At 72.4% G+C, this 15211-nt stretch carries 13 protein-coding genes and 1 pseudogene; 10 read left to right on the forward strand and 4 right to left on the reverse strand.

The features are described from left to right. Positions 1-43: 43 nt before the first annotated feature. The 5 genes from ligD (at position 44) to ABD299_RS10050 (ending at position 5754) form a co-directional block, all read left to right on the forward strand. Entirely contained in the window at positions 44-1054 is a 1011-nt protein-coding gene (gene ligD, locus ABD299_RS10030; protein WP_344260614.1) for a non-homologous end-joining DNA ligase, read from the forward strand. Between the two features lie 103 nt (positions 1055-1157). Beyond that, positions 1158-1439 carry an acylphosphatase gene (locus tag ABD299_RS10035; protein WP_344260615.1) on the forward strand — a complete coding sequence of 94 codons (282 nt, stop codon included), beginning with the start codon at positions 1158-1160 and terminating at the stop codon, positions 1437-1439. Then, positions 1436-2233 (forward strand): Mut7-C RNAse domain-containing protein, encoded by a 798-nt coding sequence (locus tag ABD299_RS10040; RefSeq protein ID WP_344260617.1) that lies wholly within the window; start codon positions 1436-1438, stop codon positions 2231-2233. Before ABD299_RS10035 ends, ABD299_RS10040 begins: the two co-directional genes overlap by 4 nt. Positions 2234-2306: 73 nt before the next feature. After that, positions 2307-4562, forward strand: a complete 2256-nt coding sequence (locus tag ABD299_RS10045; RefSeq protein WP_344260619.1) for a catalase — start codon at positions 2307-2309, stop codon at positions 4560-4562. A 337-nt stretch (positions 4563-4899) separates the two neighbouring features. Further along, on the forward strand, positions 4900-5754 hold the full coding sequence (locus ABD299_RS10050) for a 3-hydroxyacyl-CoA dehydrogenase family protein (protein WP_344260621.1): 855 nt from the start codon (positions 4900-4902) through the stop codon (positions 5752-5754). Between the two features lie 18 nt (positions 5755-5772). Here ABD299_RS10050 and ABD299_RS10055 read toward each other — a convergent pair whose 3' ends face one another. The 4 genes and pseudogenes from ABD299_RS10055 to ABD299_RS10070 all read right to left on the reverse strand — a co-directional run. Then, entirely contained in the window at positions 5773-6879 is a 1107-nt protein-coding gene (locus ABD299_RS10055; protein ID WP_344260623.1) for an FUSC family protein, read from the reverse strand. After that, positions 6880-7266 carry a sensory rhodopsin transducer gene (locus tag ABD299_RS10060; protein WP_344260625.1) on the reverse strand — a complete coding sequence of 129 codons (387 nt, stop codon included), beginning with the start codon at positions 7264-7266 and terminating at the stop codon, positions 6880-6882. It abuts the gene before it with no gap. Continuing rightward, positions 7263-8519 carry a D-arabinono-1,4-lactone oxidase gene (locus ABD299_RS10065; RefSeq protein ID WP_344260677.1) on the reverse strand — a complete coding sequence of 419 codons (1257 nt, stop codon included), beginning with the start codon at positions 8517-8519 and terminating at the stop codon, positions 7263-7265. The genes ABD299_RS10060 and ABD299_RS10065 overlap by 4 nt, the downstream gene beginning before the upstream one ends. 15 nt (positions 8520-8534) lie before the next feature. Next, positions 8535-8849: pseudogene (locus ABD299_RS10070) on the reverse strand (GntT/GntP/DsdX family permease); the annotation flags it as partial. 293 nt (positions 8850-9142) lie between these two features. Between ABD299_RS10070 and ABD299_RS10075 the strand changes: the two are divergent. From ABD299_RS10075 to gdhA, 5 genes are all read left to right on the forward strand, one after another. Further along, positions 9143-9658: a snapalysin family zinc-dependent metalloprotease gene (locus ABD299_RS10075; RefSeq protein ID WP_344260626.1), complete on the forward strand. Its 516-nt coding sequence runs from the start codon at positions 9143-9145 to the stop codon at positions 9656-9658. 139 nt (positions 9659-9797) lie between these two features. Continuing rightward, positions 9798-10763, forward strand: coding sequence for a TIGR03557 family F420-dependent LLM class oxidoreductase (locus ABD299_RS10080; protein WP_344260628.1), 966 nt, complete (start codon positions 9798-9800; stop codon positions 10761-10763). Positions 10764-10884: 121 nt separating this feature from the next. After that, positions 10885-11841, forward strand: a complete 957-nt coding sequence (locus ABD299_RS10085; RefSeq protein WP_344260630.1) for a TIGR03885 family FMN-dependent LLM class oxidoreductase — start codon at positions 10885-10887, stop codon at positions 11839-11841. Beyond that, a complete protein-coding gene (locus tag ABD299_RS10090; RefSeq protein WP_344260632.1) occupies positions 11838-13685 on the forward strand; it encodes a glycoside hydrolase family 15 protein in 1848 nt (615 codons plus the stop codon). The genes ABD299_RS10085 and ABD299_RS10090 overlap by 4 nt, the downstream gene beginning before the upstream one ends. Before the next feature lie 124 nt (positions 13686-13809). Then, a complete protein-coding gene (gdhA, locus tag ABD299_RS10095) occupies positions 13810-15174 on the forward strand; it encodes an NADP-specific glutamate dehydrogenase (RefSeq protein WP_344260634.1) in 1365 nt (454 codons plus the stop codon). Positions 15175-15211: the final 37 nt, after the last annotated feature.

Genomic DNA, 15211 nt, shown 5'->3' on the forward strand with positions numbered 1-15211 from the left:
GCGCCGGAAGGCGGCGGGGCGCCGCACGTCCTACCGTGGGGTCATGGGTGAGGTGCTGGAACTGACGGCCGGTGAGCGAACGGTGCGGCTGTCCAACCCTGACAAGGTGTACTTCCCCGAGCGCGGGTTCACCAAGCTGGACGTGGCCCGCTACTACCTCACGGTCGGCGAGGGCATCGTGCGCGCGCTGCGGGACCGGCCCACCACCCTGGAGCGCTACCCCGACGGGGTGGAGGGCGGGTCCTTCTTCCAGAAACGCGCACCGAAGAACCTGCCGTCGTGGATCCCCACCGGCCGCATCTCCTTCCCCAGCGGGCGGTACGCGGACGAGATCTGCCCCACCGAGCCCGCCGCCGTGCTGTGGGCGGCGAACCTGGGCTGTCTGACGTTCCACCCGTGGCCGGTGCGCCGGCAGGACACCGAGCACCCGGACGAGCTGCGGATCGATCTGGACCCGCAGCCGGGCACGGACTACACGGACGCGCTCTTCGCGGCCCGGGAACTGCGTCCCCTGCTCGGGGAGCTGGGGCTGCCCGGATGGCCCAAGACCTCCGGTGGCCGCGGGCTGCACGTCTTCGTCCCGATCGAGCCGGAGTGGACGTTCACCCAGGTGCGGCGCGCCGCCATCGCGATCGCGCGGGAACTGGAGCGGCGCGCGCCCGGGCGGATCACCACCGCCTGGTGGAAGGAGGAGCGGGGCGAGAAGGTGTTCGTGGACTACAACCAGACGGCCCGGGACCGTACCGTCGCCAGCGCCTATTCGGTGCGCCCGCGTCCCCGGGCACCGGTCTCCGCCCCGCTGCGCTGGGAGGAGCTGGAGGACGCCCGCCCGGAGGACTTCGACCTGGTCACCATGGGGCGCCGGTACGCCGAGGTGGGCGATGTGCACGCGGACATGACGGAGCGTCCCGGACGCCTGGAGCCCGCTCTGGAGCTGGCCGAGCGGGACGAACGCGAGCACCGGCTGGGAGACCTCCCCTATCCCCCGGACCATCCGAAGGCGGCCGGCGAGCCCAAGCGGGTCCAGCCCAGCCGGGCGCGTCCGGAACACTGAGCGGCGGGGGCAGCGGGCAGGGCGGGAAGCCACGGCTCCCGCCGGAGGAAGCCCGGCCCCGCCCTGCGGGGCCGCGGGCGAAGCGTATGGGAGGTGCCGGAGCATGAGGCGCAGCAGGATCGTCGTCTCGGGAACCGTGCAGGGCGTCTTCTTCCGTGACAGCTGCCGTCGCACGGCCCGGGAGCACGGCGTGTGCGGCTGGGTCCGCAACCTCCCCGACGGGCGGGTGGAGGCGGTCTTCGAGGGCACGGAGGAGGATGTCGCACGGCTGGTGACCTGGGCGCGGCGAGGGCCGGCCGCGGCGGTCGTGGAGGAGGTGGCCGTTCACCCCGAGGAGCCGGAGGGCCTGACCGGCTTCGACGTGCGGCCCGCCCCACGGACGTGACCACCCTGGGCGGGGGTCCGCCGGGCACGCTGCTCCTGCGCCCCGACCCACGGCTGCGGTTCTTCCTCCCGGCCCGGCTCCGGGCGGTGCCGGAGCTCGCGGTGCCGGACGACGGGACGTCCTCGCTGGGACACGTGGTGCAGTCCGTGGGCATCCCGCTGTCCGAGGTGGGCGCGCTGACCTCCGGTGACCGGCCGCTGGCCGCATCCCACCGGCCGGTTCCCGGCGAACGGGTGAGTATCGAGGCCGTGCGCCGTCCGGAGCGGCTGCCACCGGGCCCGCCGCGTTTCCTGCTGGACGTCCACCTCGGCGCGCTGGCCCGGAGGCTGCGGCTGGTCGGCCTGGACACCGAGTGCCCGCCGGACGCCGGTGACGCCGCGCTCGTGGCCCGGGCGGGTGCCGAGCGGCGGATACTGCTCACCAGGGACCGGGGGGTGCTGATGCGCCGTCGGCTGTGGCGCGGTGCCTTTGTCCGGGGAGACCGCCCGGACGACCAGCTGACCGATGTACTGGACCGGTTCGCGCCGCCCCTGGCGCCGTGGACACGGTGCCCGGCGTGCAACGGCCTGCTGGAGGCCGCGGACAGGTCCGAGGTCGAACGGCTGCTGCGGCCCGGCACCCGGCGCACCTACGACGCTTTCAGCCGGTGCGCCTCCTGCGGCCGGGTGTTCTGGCGGGGTGCGCACGGGGAACGGCTGCGGAACCTGGTGGAGGCGGCGAACCGCACCGTCGTCGCGCGTCTGGCCGAGGCCGGACACGGCCATCCGGCCGAAATGCCCGGTGGTGAGGACTGACGGGCGGTTCCCCGGTAACCCGGAGGCGGAAGGACAGCACGCCGGCACCAGGTCAGAACAGCTCGGAGGAACGGTGGAAGACCACAGGCCCGTCACCCCGGAGAACCGCGAGGACCGTCCGAAAGGCGAGATTCCCGGGCGCCCCAGCAGCGCGACCCCTCCGCTGGAGGAGCCCACCGAGCCCCGGGAGCCGCTGCCCCCCAAGCCGGACCAGACCGGCCCGGAGCCCGTCTCGCCCACCGGGCGGCACACCGGTGCGCACCCCACTGTCCGCGCCCAGACCGGTGCCCGGCTGACCACCGCGCAGGGGCTGCGACTGCCGGAGACCGACCACTCGCTCAAGGCCGGCCCGCGAGGGCCGGTCCTGCTGCAGGACCATCATCTCCGGGAGAAGATCACCCACTTCGACCACGAGCGGATCCCGGAACGGGTGGTGCACGCCCGGGGAGCGGCGGCCCACGGGGTGTTCCGCGGCTACGGCACCGCTTCGAACGTCAGCAGAGCGGCTTTCCTGGCGAAGGACGTGGAGACCCCGGTGTTCGTGCGGTTCTCCACCGTGCTGGGGTCACGCGGATCGGCCGACACGGTGCGGGACACCCGCGGATTCGCCACCAAGTTCTACACCTCCGAGGGTGTCTTCGATCTGGTGGGCAACAACATCCCGGTGTTCTTCATCCAGGACGCGATCAAGTTCCCGGACATCATCCACGCCGGCAAGCCGCACCCGGACCGGGAGATCCCGCAGGCACAGAGCGCACACGACACCTTCTGGGACTTCGTCTCCCTGCACACCGAGGCGACGTTCCACACACTCTGGAACATGTCGGACCGGGGCATCCCGCGCTCCTACCGGATGATGGAGGGCTTCGGCGTCCACACCTTCCGCATGGTCGACGCCGCCGGCGGCACCACCCTGGTGAAGTTCCACTGGAAGCCGAGGGCGGGTGTCCACTCCCTCGTGTGGGAGGAGGCCCAGCTGGCCAACGGCGTGGACCCGGACTTCCACCGGCGCGACCTGGCGGATGCCATCGAGGCGGGCGCCCACCCCCAGTGGGAGCTGGGCATCCAGACCTTCCCGGACACCCCTGAGCAGACCTTCGAGGGCATCGATCTGCTGGACCCGACGAAGATCGTGCCGGAGGAGCTGGCACCGGTGCAGCCGGTCGGCCTGCTGACGCTGAACGCGAACCCGTCGGACTTCTTCGCGGAGACCGAGCAGGTCGCCTTCCACCCGGGCCACCTGGTGCCGGGCATCGACATCACGGATGACGCCCTGCTGGCCGGGCGGCTGTTCTCCTACATCGACACCCAGATCACCCGGCTGGGCGGCCCCAAGTTCGGCCAGATCCCCATCAACCGCACGCACGCCCCGGTCAACGACATGCTGCGGGACGGCATGCACCAGCAGGCGGTGCACACCGGAGTGGCCCCCTATCACCCCAACTCCCTCGACGGCGGCTGCCCGTTCCTCGCCGGAGCGGACGCCGGCGGCTATGTGGAGACCCCGGTCACCGTGCCGGAGAGCCGCAAGGTCCGCGAGGCGCCCGCGTCGTTCGCCGACCACTTCAGCCAGCCCCGCCTGTTCTGGCTGAGCATGTCCCCCGTCGAGCGGGAGCACATCATCGGCGCCTACACCTTCGAACTGGGCAAGTGCTACGAGCAGCACATCAAGGAACGCGTACTGCGGACGCTCGCCAACATCGACCCCGTGCTGTGCGAGAAGGTCGCCGAGGGCATCGGCCTGCCCGCGCCCTCCCCCTCCGAGCCGCTGACCGAGCACGAGGCGAGCCCCGCGCTCTCCCAGGTGGGCGGGAGCTGGCCGGTGACCGGCAGGATCGTGGGCATCGTCGCCGACGACAGCAGTGACCTGGACAGCGTGCGGGCGGTGCGCGACGCGGTCACCGAGCGCGGCATGGTCCCGCTGGTCATCGCGCCCTCCGGCAAAAAACTCGGGACGGCGGGCGGTGATCCCGTCACGGTCCAGCGGACGTTCGCCGCCGCCCGTTCAGTGGAATTCGACGCGGTCCTGCTGGCCGGCACCCCCTCCGCGGCGGCGGACGCGGTCGGTGCCCGGGACGCCAAGGCGGGGGACGAGACCCCCGGTGGCGCGGCCCCCGACCCGCGGGTGCTGCTGCTGGTGGGCGAGGCGTTCCGGCACGCCAAGGCCATCGGCGGCTGGGGGGGCGCGGAGCGGGCCCTGGAGGCAGCCGGCTGCTCACCGTCGGCGCCCGGTGTGGTCCTGGGCGACACCGCGGTCGGCACGCTGAACGATGTGGGTCAGCTGCTCACCGAACACCGGGTCTGGGACCGCTTCCCGGCCCAGGTCTAGCTCCGCCGAGCGCGGTCCGCGCGTCCCCGTACCGGCCCCGTCTGCCGCGCAACCGCCGCGGCGGACGGGGCTCTTGACGCTCCCGGGGTCCGTTGTCATACTCGCCGCAGATCGGCAAGCGCTTACCACGCTCCCGGCCAACCACGGAGCGGAGATCTACGGCCTGGACAGGCTGACGATCGGCACCGTCGCCCGTGTCGACGCCCAGTGCGCGGGCTGCGGATTACTGCCGGGAACTCCAGACCGACACCCTCACCTCGGAGCCGAGGCCGACCAAGCATTCGGTCAGCGCTACGGTATGGTCCCCGCACCGGAGCTTCCGAGGAGGGTTTCGTCCATGACTCAGGCACCCCGCACCGTCGCAGTGATCGGTGGCGGCCGGATGGGCGCCGGGATCGCCCAGTCCTTCGCCACCGCGGGCTCCTCCGTCGTGGTGGCCGAGAGCGACCGGCAGGCCGCGGTGGCCGCCCACGAGCGGGTGGCCACCGGCCTGCAGCGCGCCGTCGAGCGGGGCAAACTCACCGAGCCGGCCGGTGAGGTGCTCGACCGGGTGGGCACGGTCACCTCGGTCGATCTGCTGCCCCCGGCCGTCGACCTGGTGATCGAGGCGGTGCCGGAGAGCGCCGAGCTCAAGGCCACCCTGCTGGCCGCGGCCGAGCGGGTGGTGAACCCGGAGGCCGTGCTGGCCACCAACACCAGCTCACTTTCCGTGACCGAGTTGGCGGCGGTACTGACCCGTCCCGGACGGTTCCTCGGCATGCACTTCTTCAACCCGGTGCCCGCGTCCTCCCTGGTGGAGATCATCGTCGCCCCGGACACCGGCGGAGACACCGTGCAGGCCGCGGTGGACTGGGCACACGCGCTCGGCAAGCAGGACGTGATCGTCAAGGACTCCCCCGGCTTCGCCACCAGCCGGCTCGGTGTGACCCTCGGCCTGGAGGCGATCCGGATGGTGGAGGAGGGCGTGGCCGAGCCGGCCGCGATCGACAACGCCATGACGCTGGGCTACCGCCACCCGATGGGCCCGCTGCGGCTCACGGACCTCGTCGGCCTGGACGTCCGGCTGGCGATCGCCGAGCACCTGCGCGACGCCCTGGGCGATCGCTTCACTCCCCCGCAGTTGCTGCACGACATGGTGGCGCGGGGCGAGCTGGGCCGGAAGACCGGGCAGGGTTTCTACACCTGGCCCTGACCACGGCACCCGGACGGCTCAGCGCTGCTCGTCGGCCCGGCCGGCCGCCTCCTCCAGCGCGAGCACGGCGCCGGCCTGGTCGAGCCCGGTGGCCCGCAGCACATCGATCGCGCCCGAGCGCAGCTGCCCGATGAGCACATGGGCCGTCAGCCCGCGCACCTCGCCCAGACTCCCGGACGCGGTGCCGGCGGCCCGCAGGGCGGCGTGGTGCACGTCCTCCTCGTCGCTCCGGCCCTCGACCCAGCACTGGAGCTCCGTCACCGCAACCGCGAGATGACCGACCCCGGCCACCACCCTCGGATCGACCGGGCGTCCGTGCCGCACGGCGTTGGCGGCCCCCCGGGTGAGGGAGCGGACCGTGACGGCCAGCGTGTCCATCCGGGAACGGGCCAGCAGCAGCGGCCCGAGCGGGCGCAGCGAGCGGCGGCGGCCCAGCCGGGCACTCTCCCGGGCGGCGGCGAGCGAGTGGTCCAGGACGGCCAGCCGGTCCTCCAGCCGTGCGATCTCCCGCTGAGCCCGTTCGGCGCGCTCCAGGTCGCCGTCCTCGAGCGCCGTCACGACCTGCCGGAGGGTACCGGTGAACGTCTCCATCACCTGCTCCTCGGCCCGCCGCACCGCGCGCTGCGGGTCCGGGGCCACCACGGCGTTGAGCACCAGCGCGACGCCACCGCCGATGAGCGCGTCACCCAGCCGCACCAGAGGGTTGGCGTCTCCCTCCGGTGCCAGGGCGACCACCAGGATCGCTGCCACCCCTGCCTGGTTGACCAGGACGCTGCCGGTGCCCAGCGACACGGCCAGGGCCATGGCGAGGACCACGGCGGCACCGAGCTGCAGAGGGCCGGCCCCGGTCAGCCGGACCAGCAGGTCGGCGGCCGTGAGCCCGACGGCCACCCCGACGGCGATCTCCGCGGCGCGCCGGATGCGCTGCCCGGCGGTGATGCCCACGCAGACCACGGCGGCGATCGGCGCGAAGAACGCCTCCTGCGTGCCGAAGAACGCGCTGGCCAGGGCGAACGCCAGCCCGGCCGCGACACCGGCCAGCAGCACGGACAGGGCGTGCCGGCGCAGGCGGTCACCCGCCCGGCGCAGCCGGCCGGCCGGTCCCGCGAAGCGGGTGCGGCCCACTCAGACCTCCGCGGGGTATCCCGCCGCCACCGAGGTGCTGAGCTTGCCCCGGCGGGTGTCGACGCGGGTGAGCTGGGCGACCACGGGAACGTCGGAGCGGACCACCGCACCGTAGGGCACGCCGAGCGGCACGGCCTGCGGGTCGATGAGGTCGTTGACGCGCACGTGGCGGACCCGGCGGGCACCGACCCTCACCCGGTAGGGACCCACCGGCTCGCGGTCCTGGTACAGGACGGTCAGCTCGACCTGGGCGTCGTCGCCACCGCTGTTGAGCAGGCACAGTTCGTCGCGGCTGGTGAACTCCGGCTCGGCACCGGTGCCGGCGGCGGGGATGTGTCCGCCGGGAAAGACCCAGGTGGTGCGGCCCAGCGGTCCGAGTGTGCTCATGTCTCCTCCAGCAGCCGGCGCAGGTAGTCGTTGAGGAAGACGCCCTGCGGGTCCAGGCGGCGCCGGATGTCCTGGAAGGCGTCCCACTCCGGGTACAGGGGGCGGAGCCCCGCAGCGGTCAGGGTGTGCTTCTTCCCCCAGTGGGGACGGCCGCCCCACTCGAGGAACAGCGGTTCGAGGTCGGCGAAGTACTCCTCGTGGGGCAGTTCGTTGTTCTGCAGGAGCGCGATGGTCATGGTCGGGCGGCCGGTGCAGTTGCTGAGCATCGCCTCGTCGGCGGCGACGGTGCGCACCAGGACCCGCCAGCCCACGTTCTGCCGGTGGCGTTCCTTGATCCGCTTGCGGACCTCGCGGAAGCAGTCCAGGCCGTCCTCCAGCGGCAGCATGTACTCCATCTCGTCGAAACGGAGATCGCGGGAGTTGGGGATGATCTCGTGGCCCGGCCCGGTCTCGTCGGCGTGGAGCCGGGCCCCCGGGGGGACGAGCGCGGGTTCGCGGCCGGGCTCGTTCAGGGTGCGCACCTGGGCGTCGTCGCTGCGCGGGTACCAGTAGAAGTCGAAGTGGCGGTTGGCGCGGGCCAGCTCCCCGAAGTGGTCCAGGACCCAGTCGATGTGGGTGCACCAGTTGAGCCGGTGCAGACCGTAGGCGGGAACCAGGCGGAGCGTGAGCGAGGTGAGGACTCCCAGACTCCCCAGCGACACCTGGGCCGCCCGGACCAGGTCCTCCCCGGCGTCCTCCCCGGCGTCCTCCCCGAACGGGAAGATCTCGCCGGTACCGGTGACCAGCCGGCCGCCCACCAGGGTGGAGGACAGGTTGCCCAGGGCCAGCCCGGTGCCGTGGGTACCGGTGCCGATCGCCCCGGCGATGGCCTGGTAGTCGACATCGCCCAGGTTCTCCATGCCCAGACCGGCCTCGGCGAACAGCCGTCCCGCGTCGGCCAGACCGGTGCCGGGCAGCACGGCCCCCCGGCGGGCGGCGGTGTCGTGGCGGACCAGGCCGGTCAGGGCGTCCAGGGACATCAGCACGTCGTCGGTGGCCATGAGCGGCACCGAGGAGTGCCCGGACCCGACGGGCCGGACGGTCAGGCCGCGCTCGGCCGCCCGACGCACCTCGGCCGCCACCTCCTCCTCGGTGCGGGGCGCGCTGCGCTCCCCCGGTGTGAAGCGCAGGCTTCCGGACCAGTTGACGAATTCCTCGGGCACCGTGGTTCTCTCCTTTCCGTCCGTTCGCCGGACGGAGACCGGCCGCTGCACGAACAGGCTCAGCAGGAGGACCGCGGCGAAGGCCGCCGTCCCCATGATCGTCTGCATGACGGTCCAGGTCTGCGGCGTCTGTTTCCCGGTGAGCCCGAGAAAGCGGTTGACCAGCCAGAGGCCGGATTCGTTCACATGGGACAGCACCGGCGCCGATGGCGACGACAACGGCGGCGAGCATCACTGCCGGGGGTCCCCGGCCTCCACGGTCCGGGCGACGACGGCGGCAGCGGTCACCGTAGCGACCGTGCCGGAGCCCAGGCAGACGCGCAGCAGCGCGGCGGCGACGAAGGCGAGCAGGATCACCGGAATGGCGGTGGCCTGCCTCACCGGTCAGCAGGAAGAGCGGCACGTGGAGCCCACCACCACGGTGAGCATGGCCAGGGTCGTCACAGGGGGACCTTCCGTGCGCGGCGTCCATGTCGGCACCTCGTAAGGGGCGGCTGCCTGCGTACCCGGACATTCTGACGGTATGTCCTCCGGTTGCCGTACGGCGAAGGGTTGAGAGGAGTGCCGCCGGGGCAGAGTGGCGGCGGGAGATGACAGCCTCCGGGCACCACCCCCGCCCCGCAGTTATGTCATGTCCATGACTACTTCACGCCACCCCCACAAGGAGACCGACCATGTTCCTCGGCAAACTCGGACGCGCCGTACTCGGCGCGCTGCTGCTGGTGACGCTCGCCCTCGCGGGAGCCCCGGCGGCAACCGCCGCCCCGGCCCCGGAGGCCCCCTCGACGGCAGCCGTCGTCCTCACCTACGACGCCAGCGGAGCGGCCGAGTTCACCTCCGCCGTGCACGCCGGGGCCCAGGTATGGAACGCCAGCGTGTCCAACGTGGAACTGCGCCCCGTCCAGTCCGGCCAGCAGGCGAACATCCGCGTCTACGCGGACAACGGCTGGCCGCGCGCCTACACCTCCCGGCTGGGCAACGGCTACTGGTACATGGGCCGCCAGGCCGTCAACGAGGGCTACGACACCATCCGGATCGCGGCCCACGAGTTCGGGCACCTGCTCGGGCTCCCCGACGTGAAGCCCGGGCCGTGCTCCAGCCTCATGTCCGGCTCCAGCGCCGGGGTCTCCTGCACCAACCGCTACCCCAACGCCCAGGAGCGGGCGGCGGTCGAGCGCCGGTTCGGCTGACCCCGGACGCCTCTTCGGACATCCACGCGGGCCGCGGCGACGACGCCGGCGCGGCCCGCGTGGCCGCATGACAGAGGAAAAATACGGTCATACGCTTGCTTTCCGGGAGTTCCACGGTGGAAAGCGAGGAACGATCTTCATGACCGCGTTCGGATACACCATGCTGTGCGAGCAGGCGCCCCCCGACCAGCTGGTCCGGGATGTGCGCGCGGCCGAGGAGGCGGGCTTCGACTTCGCTCTCATCAGCGACCACTACCAGCCCTGGCTCACCGAGCAGGGGCACTCCGGGTACGCCTGGTCGGTGCTGGGCGCCGCGGCTCAGGCCACCGAGCGGATTCCTCTCATGACCTTCGTGACCTGTCCGACGATCCGCTACCACCCCGCGGTCGTCGCACAGAAGGCCGCCACCGTGCAGATCCTCTCGCAGGGACGGTTCCGGCTGGGGATCGGGGCCGGGGAGAACCTCAACGAGGGAGTGGCCGGCAGTGCCTGGCCGGCCGTCGGGGTCCGCCATGGCATGCTCGGCGAGGCACTGGACATCATCTCCCGGCTGTTCGACGGGGGGACCGTGAGCTACCGCGGCGAGTACTACGACGTGGAGTCCGCCAGGCTGTGGGACCTCCCCGACGCCAGGGTGCCCATCGGCATGGCGGTCTCCGGCCCGGAGTCCTGCCGGCTGGCCGGCCGCAAGGCCGACATCATGATCGCCGTCGAGCCGAAGCCGGAACTGGGTGGGATGTTCGACGCCGCGGGAGGCACCGGCAAGCCCCGGATCGGCCAGATCGCCGTGTGCTACGACCCGGACCGCGACGCGGCGGTACGCCGGGCCCACGAGCAGTTCCGCTGGTTCGGCCTGGGCTGGAAGGTCAACGCCGACCTGCCGGGCCCCCAGGCCTTCGAGGCCGCCACCTCCTACGTCACCGAGGAGGACGTGGCACGGCAGCTGCCCTGCGGGCCCGACGTCGAGGAGCACGTGCGGAAGATCAGGCCCTTCCTGGACGCCGGCTTCTCCGAGATCGGCCTCATCCAGATCGGCGGCGCCCACCAGGACCGGTTCCTCTCCTGGGCCGAGGACGAGCTGCTTCCGGCGCTCCGCTCGCTGTGAGCCGGCGGGCCCGGGTTTGGCGGATCACCGGCCGGAGAACCCGGAGGTCATGACCGATCTGGTAGCTCCCCGACGGGGACGGCGCCCCCGCCCGAGCACTGCTGCGTCAAGGAGCCGGCCGATGACCACGTACGGATTTCACGCCTCGCACGAACAGTTCACCCCCCGTGCCCTGCTGGATGCCCTCCGCGCGGCCGAGTCGTCCGGTTTCACCTCGGGGATGTGCTCCGACCACTTCGCGCCGTGGAGTTCCCGGCAGGGGCACTCCGGTCACGCCTGGACCTGGCTGGGCGCCGCGCTGGAGGCGACCTCACTGCCGATGGGTGTCGTCACCTCCCCCGGCGTCCGCTACCACCCGGCGGTCCTGGCCCAGGCAGCCGGGACCCTGGCCCAGATGTACCCGGGACGCTGCTGGGTGGCGCTGGGGACCGGCCAGGCGCTCAACGAGCGGGTCACCGGAGCGCACTGGCCCCCCAAGCCGGAGCGCATGCGGCGGCTCACCGCCTCCGTGGAGATCATGCGGGCGCTGTTCGCCGGGGAGACCGTGACCCGCCAGGAACCGGTCCGGGTGGAGCACGGCCGGCTGTGGACCCGTCCCGACCAGCCGCCCGCCCTGATCGGGGCAGCCGTGACCCCGCGGACCGCCGGTGAGATCGCCGGGTGGGCCGACGGCCTGATCACCATCAACCAGCCCGGTCACGCCCAGCGCGACACGCTGGCCGCCTACCGGAACGCGGGCGGCCGGGGCCCCTCGCTGCTCCAGGTCCATCTGTCCTGGGACCGCAGCCGTGAGGCGGCACTGGCCGCCGCTCACGACCAGTGGAAGGAGGCGGCGCTGGGCAGCGATGTGGGCTGGGAGATCGCGCGGCCGGACCACTTCGAGCAGGCCGCGCGGTTCGTCTCGCCCGGGGACGTGGAGCCCTACGTACATGTGTCGGCGGACCTCGCCGAGCACGCGGACTGGCTGGCCGGGGCCGCGGAGGGCTTCGACCGGGTGATGCTGCACCAGGTCGGCCCCGGCCAGGTGGAATTCGTCGAGGCCTTCGGGGAGCACGTGCTGCCGGAGGTGACCTCATGAGCACCGGGGACTTCCCTCCGATCGGCGAGTACGCCTTCCTGTCGGACTGCCACACCGCTGCCCTGGCCGGCCCGGACGGCTCGGTGGAATGGCTGTGCGCACCCCGCTTCGACGGGCCCAGCGTGTTCGGCCGGCTGCTGGACCGCTCCGTCGGCGGCGCCTGGGAGCTCACCGTGGACGGCGCCGGTCCGCCGGAGCGCCGCTACCTGCGGGACAGCCTGGTACTCGAGAGTCGCTGGCGGGCCCCGCACGGCACCGTCGCGGCCCACGACTTCCTGGCGGTGAAGGCCCCCGGCTCCGCGGCCGGGCGGGGCATCGTCGCCGAGGGAATGCTGGTGCGCCTGGTCTACTGCGAGTCGGGACACGCCACGGTGCGGTCCCGGGTGACCGCGCGGCCGGACTACGGACGCACGGCGGCGCGCTGGTCGCACACCGGGGAAGTGCTGCTGTGCGAGAACGCCCCGCTGTGGCTGGGCGGCGAGCCCGGACCGCGGATCGACGCCAAGGGGGCCGTCGAGTCCGTGACCGGGCTGGGCGCGGGCGACGCCGCGGTACTGGCTCTGGGATACCGCGGGGACCAGGCACGCCGGGTCGACCGCGCCACCGCGGAACGGCTGCGGGCCGACGCCGTGGACGCCTGGCAGACCTGGTCGGACCGGGCCTCGTACGACGGAGTGGGCGCCGAGCACGTGCGGCGCAGCGTGCTGGTGCTGCGCGGGCTGCTCTCGGACGAGACCGGAGGGCTGCTGGCCGCGCCCACCACCTCGCTGCCCGAATGGACCGGCGGGGAACGCAACTGGGACTACCGCTACGTGTGGCACCGGGACGCGGCCCTGGTGGTGCTGGTGCTGCTGCGGCTCGGCCACGAGGACGAGGCCGGCCGGTACCTCCGTTTCATGCTGGACGGCTGCGCGGACCGCGAGCACCGCCTGGAGCCGATGCTCGACCTGGACGGCGGTACCGGCATCGAGGAGAGCGAACTGGACCACCTCCAGGGGTATGCCGCATCCCGGCCCGTGCGGGTCGGCAACGAGGCGTACGGGCAGCACCAGATCGACAGCTACGGACACGTCCTGGACGCGGCCTACGTCTTCCAGGAGGTCACCGGTGGTCTCACCCCGGAGGAGATCGCCGAGGTGCGCCGGCTGGTGGACACCTGCGCCCGGCGCCGGCGGGAGAAGGACCACGGCGTGTGGGAGGTCCGCGGGGAACCCCGTCACTGGACGTACTCCAAGCTGTACGCCTGGGTCTGCCTGGACCGCGGCATCAAGCTGGCCGAACTGGCCGAGGACGCGGATGCCCCGCTGGACCACTGGCGCCGGGAGCGCGAGGCCGTGCGCCAGGAACTGCTGGAACAGGGCTACGACGAGGAGAAGGGCGCGTTCGTGCAGTCCTACGGGGCACGCAACGTCGACGCGGCTCTGCTGCAGCTGCCGCTGCTGGGGCTGCTCGACGGGGACGACCCGAGAGTGACGTCCACGATCGACGCGATCGCGCAGGAGCTGGGCGGGGGACCCGACCTCATCCACCGCTACGACCCCGAGGCCACCGGAGACGGCATCGGTCACGGCGAGGGGGCGTTCCTGATGTGTTCCTTCGACATGGTGTCGGCCCTGGTACTGGCCGGGCGTCCCGAGGAGGCCAGGGAACGCTTCGCGTCCCTGTGCGCCCGGTCGGGGCCCTTCGACCTCTTCTCAGAGGAGATGACCGGCGACGGGACATTCCTGGGCAACTACCCGCAGGCGTTCACTCATCTGGCCCTGATCGAGGCGGCGATGAACCTCGACGAGGCCGGCCGTCTGGATGCCCTGCACGCCTGGGCGAACCGGCGCTCCCGGCGCTGAGGCGTGCCGGACCGCTGAGGGTGCGGGGCGGCAGACTAGACTTCCCCGCGCCCGCACCCTCCCGCGAGCACCGCGCCACCCACCGCGGTACGGGGACCGCCATTCGCACCAGGAGCCTCACCGGATGCCCGCAGAGCACGATCTCAACGCCGACCACGACCGCCTTCTCGAGCGCATATACGGTCAGATCCTCCGGCGCAACCCGGGTGAGCAGGAGTTCCACCAGGCCGTCCGGGAGGTGCTGGAGTCGCTGACGCCGGTGCTCCTGGCCCGGCCTGCCCTCACCGAGGCCTCGCTCATCGAGCGGCTCTGCGAGCCGGAGCGGCAGCTGATCTTCCGGGTCCCGTGGACCGACGACGCCGGTCACAGCCATGTCAACCGCGGCTTCCGGGTCGAGTTCAACAGTGCGCTGGGGCCCTACAAGGGCGGCCTGCGGTTTCACCCCTCGGTCAATCTCGGGATCGTGAAGTTCCTCGGCTTCGAGCAGATCTTCAAAAACGCCCTCACCGGCATGCCGATCGGCGGCGGCAAGGGCGGCAGCGACTTCGACCCCCGGGGGAAGTCGGACGCGGAGGTCATGCGGTTCTGCCAGTCGTTCATGACCGAGCTCTACCGGCACCTGGGCGAGTACACCGACGTGCCGGCCGGCGACACCGGAGTCAGCACCCGTGAGATCGGCTATCTGTTCGGCCAGTACAAGCGGATCACGAACCGGTACGAGTCGGGTGTCCTGACCGGCAAGGGCATCGGCTGGGGCGGCGCCCATGTCCGTACCGAGGCCACCGGCTACGGCCTGGTGCTGTTCACCTCCGAGGTGCTGCGCGCCCGCGGGGAGCAGCTCGACGGCCGTCGCGTGGTGGTCTCCGGCTCCGGCAACGTCGCCCTGTACGCGGCGGAGAAGGCCCAGCAGCTGGGCGCCACGGTCGTGGCCTGCTCCGACTCCGACGGCTTCGTGGTGGAGGAGAAGGGTCTCGACCTGGAGCTGCTGAAGGAGATCAAGGAGAAGCGGCGGGGCCGGGTCGCCGAGTACGCCGAACTGCGCGGCGCCCGGTTCGTGAGCGGCTCCGGCATCTGGGAGGTGCCCTGCGACGTGGCGCTGCCGTGTGCCACGCAGAACGAGCTGTCCGGCCGGGACGCGGCGGCGCTGGTGCGCAACGGCGTCAAGGTGGTCGCCGAGGGCGCGAACATGCCGACCGACCCCGACGGGGTGCGGGTGCTGCAGGAAGCGGGGGTGGCGTTCGCCCCGGGCAAGGCGGCCAATGCCGGCGGGGTGGCCACCAGCGCGCTGGAGATGCAGCAGAACGCCTCCCGTGACTCGTGGACCTTCGAGCACACCGAGGACCGGCTGGCCGAGATCATGAAGCACATCCACGACACCTGCCACGGGACGGCCGAGCGCTACGGGCGGCCGGGGAACTACGTGGCGGGCGCGAACATCGCCGGTTTCGAGACGGTGGCCGACGCCATGATCGCCCAGGGCGTGGTCTGAGCAGCGGGATCGAATGGGGGTGGGCCCGGCCGGGCCC

It is taken from the genome of Streptomyces sodiiphilus (assembly GCF_039529215.1).
Taxonomy (GTDB): Bacteria; Actinomycetota; Actinomycetes; order Streptomycetales; family Streptomycetaceae; genus Streptomyces; species Streptomyces sodiiphilus.

Excerpts from the sequence above, each read along its gene's own strand:
- ligD (WP_344260614.1), top strand. The coding sequence starts at position 44 with ATGGGTGAGGTGCTGGAACTGACGGCCGGTGAGCGAACGGTGCGGCTG.
- ABD299_RS10035 (WP_344260615.1), top strand. The coding sequence starts at position 1,158 with ATGAGGCGCAGCAGGATCGTCGTCTCGGGAACCGTGCAGGGCGTCTTC.
- ABD299_RS10050 (WP_344260621.1), top strand. The coding sequence starts at position 4,900 with ATGACTCAGGCACCCCGCACCGTCGCAGTGATCGGTGGCGGCCGGATG.
- ABD299_RS10060 (WP_344260625.1), bottom strand. The coding sequence starts at position 7,266 with ATGAGCACACTCGGACCGCTGGGCCGCACCACCTGGGTCTTTCCCGGC.
- ABD299_RS10075 (WP_344260626.1), top strand. The coding sequence starts at position 9,143 with ATGTTCCTCGGCAAACTCGGACGCGCCGTACTCGGCGCGCTGCTGCTG.
- ABD299_RS10080 (WP_344260628.1), top strand. The coding sequence starts at position 9,798 with ATGACCGCGTTCGGATACACCATGCTGTGCGAGCAGGCGCCCCCCGAC.
- ABD299_RS10085 (WP_344260630.1), top strand. The coding sequence starts at position 10,885 with ATGACCACGTACGGATTTCACGCCTCGCACGAACAGTTCACCCCCCGT.
- ABD299_RS10090 (WP_344260632.1), top strand. The coding sequence starts at position 11,838 with ATGAGCACCGGGGACTTCCCTCCGATCGGCGAGTACGCCTTCCTGTCG.
- gdhA (WP_344260634.1), top strand. The coding sequence starts at position 13,810 with ATGCCCGCAGAGCACGATCTCAACGCCGACCACGACCGCCTTCTCGAG.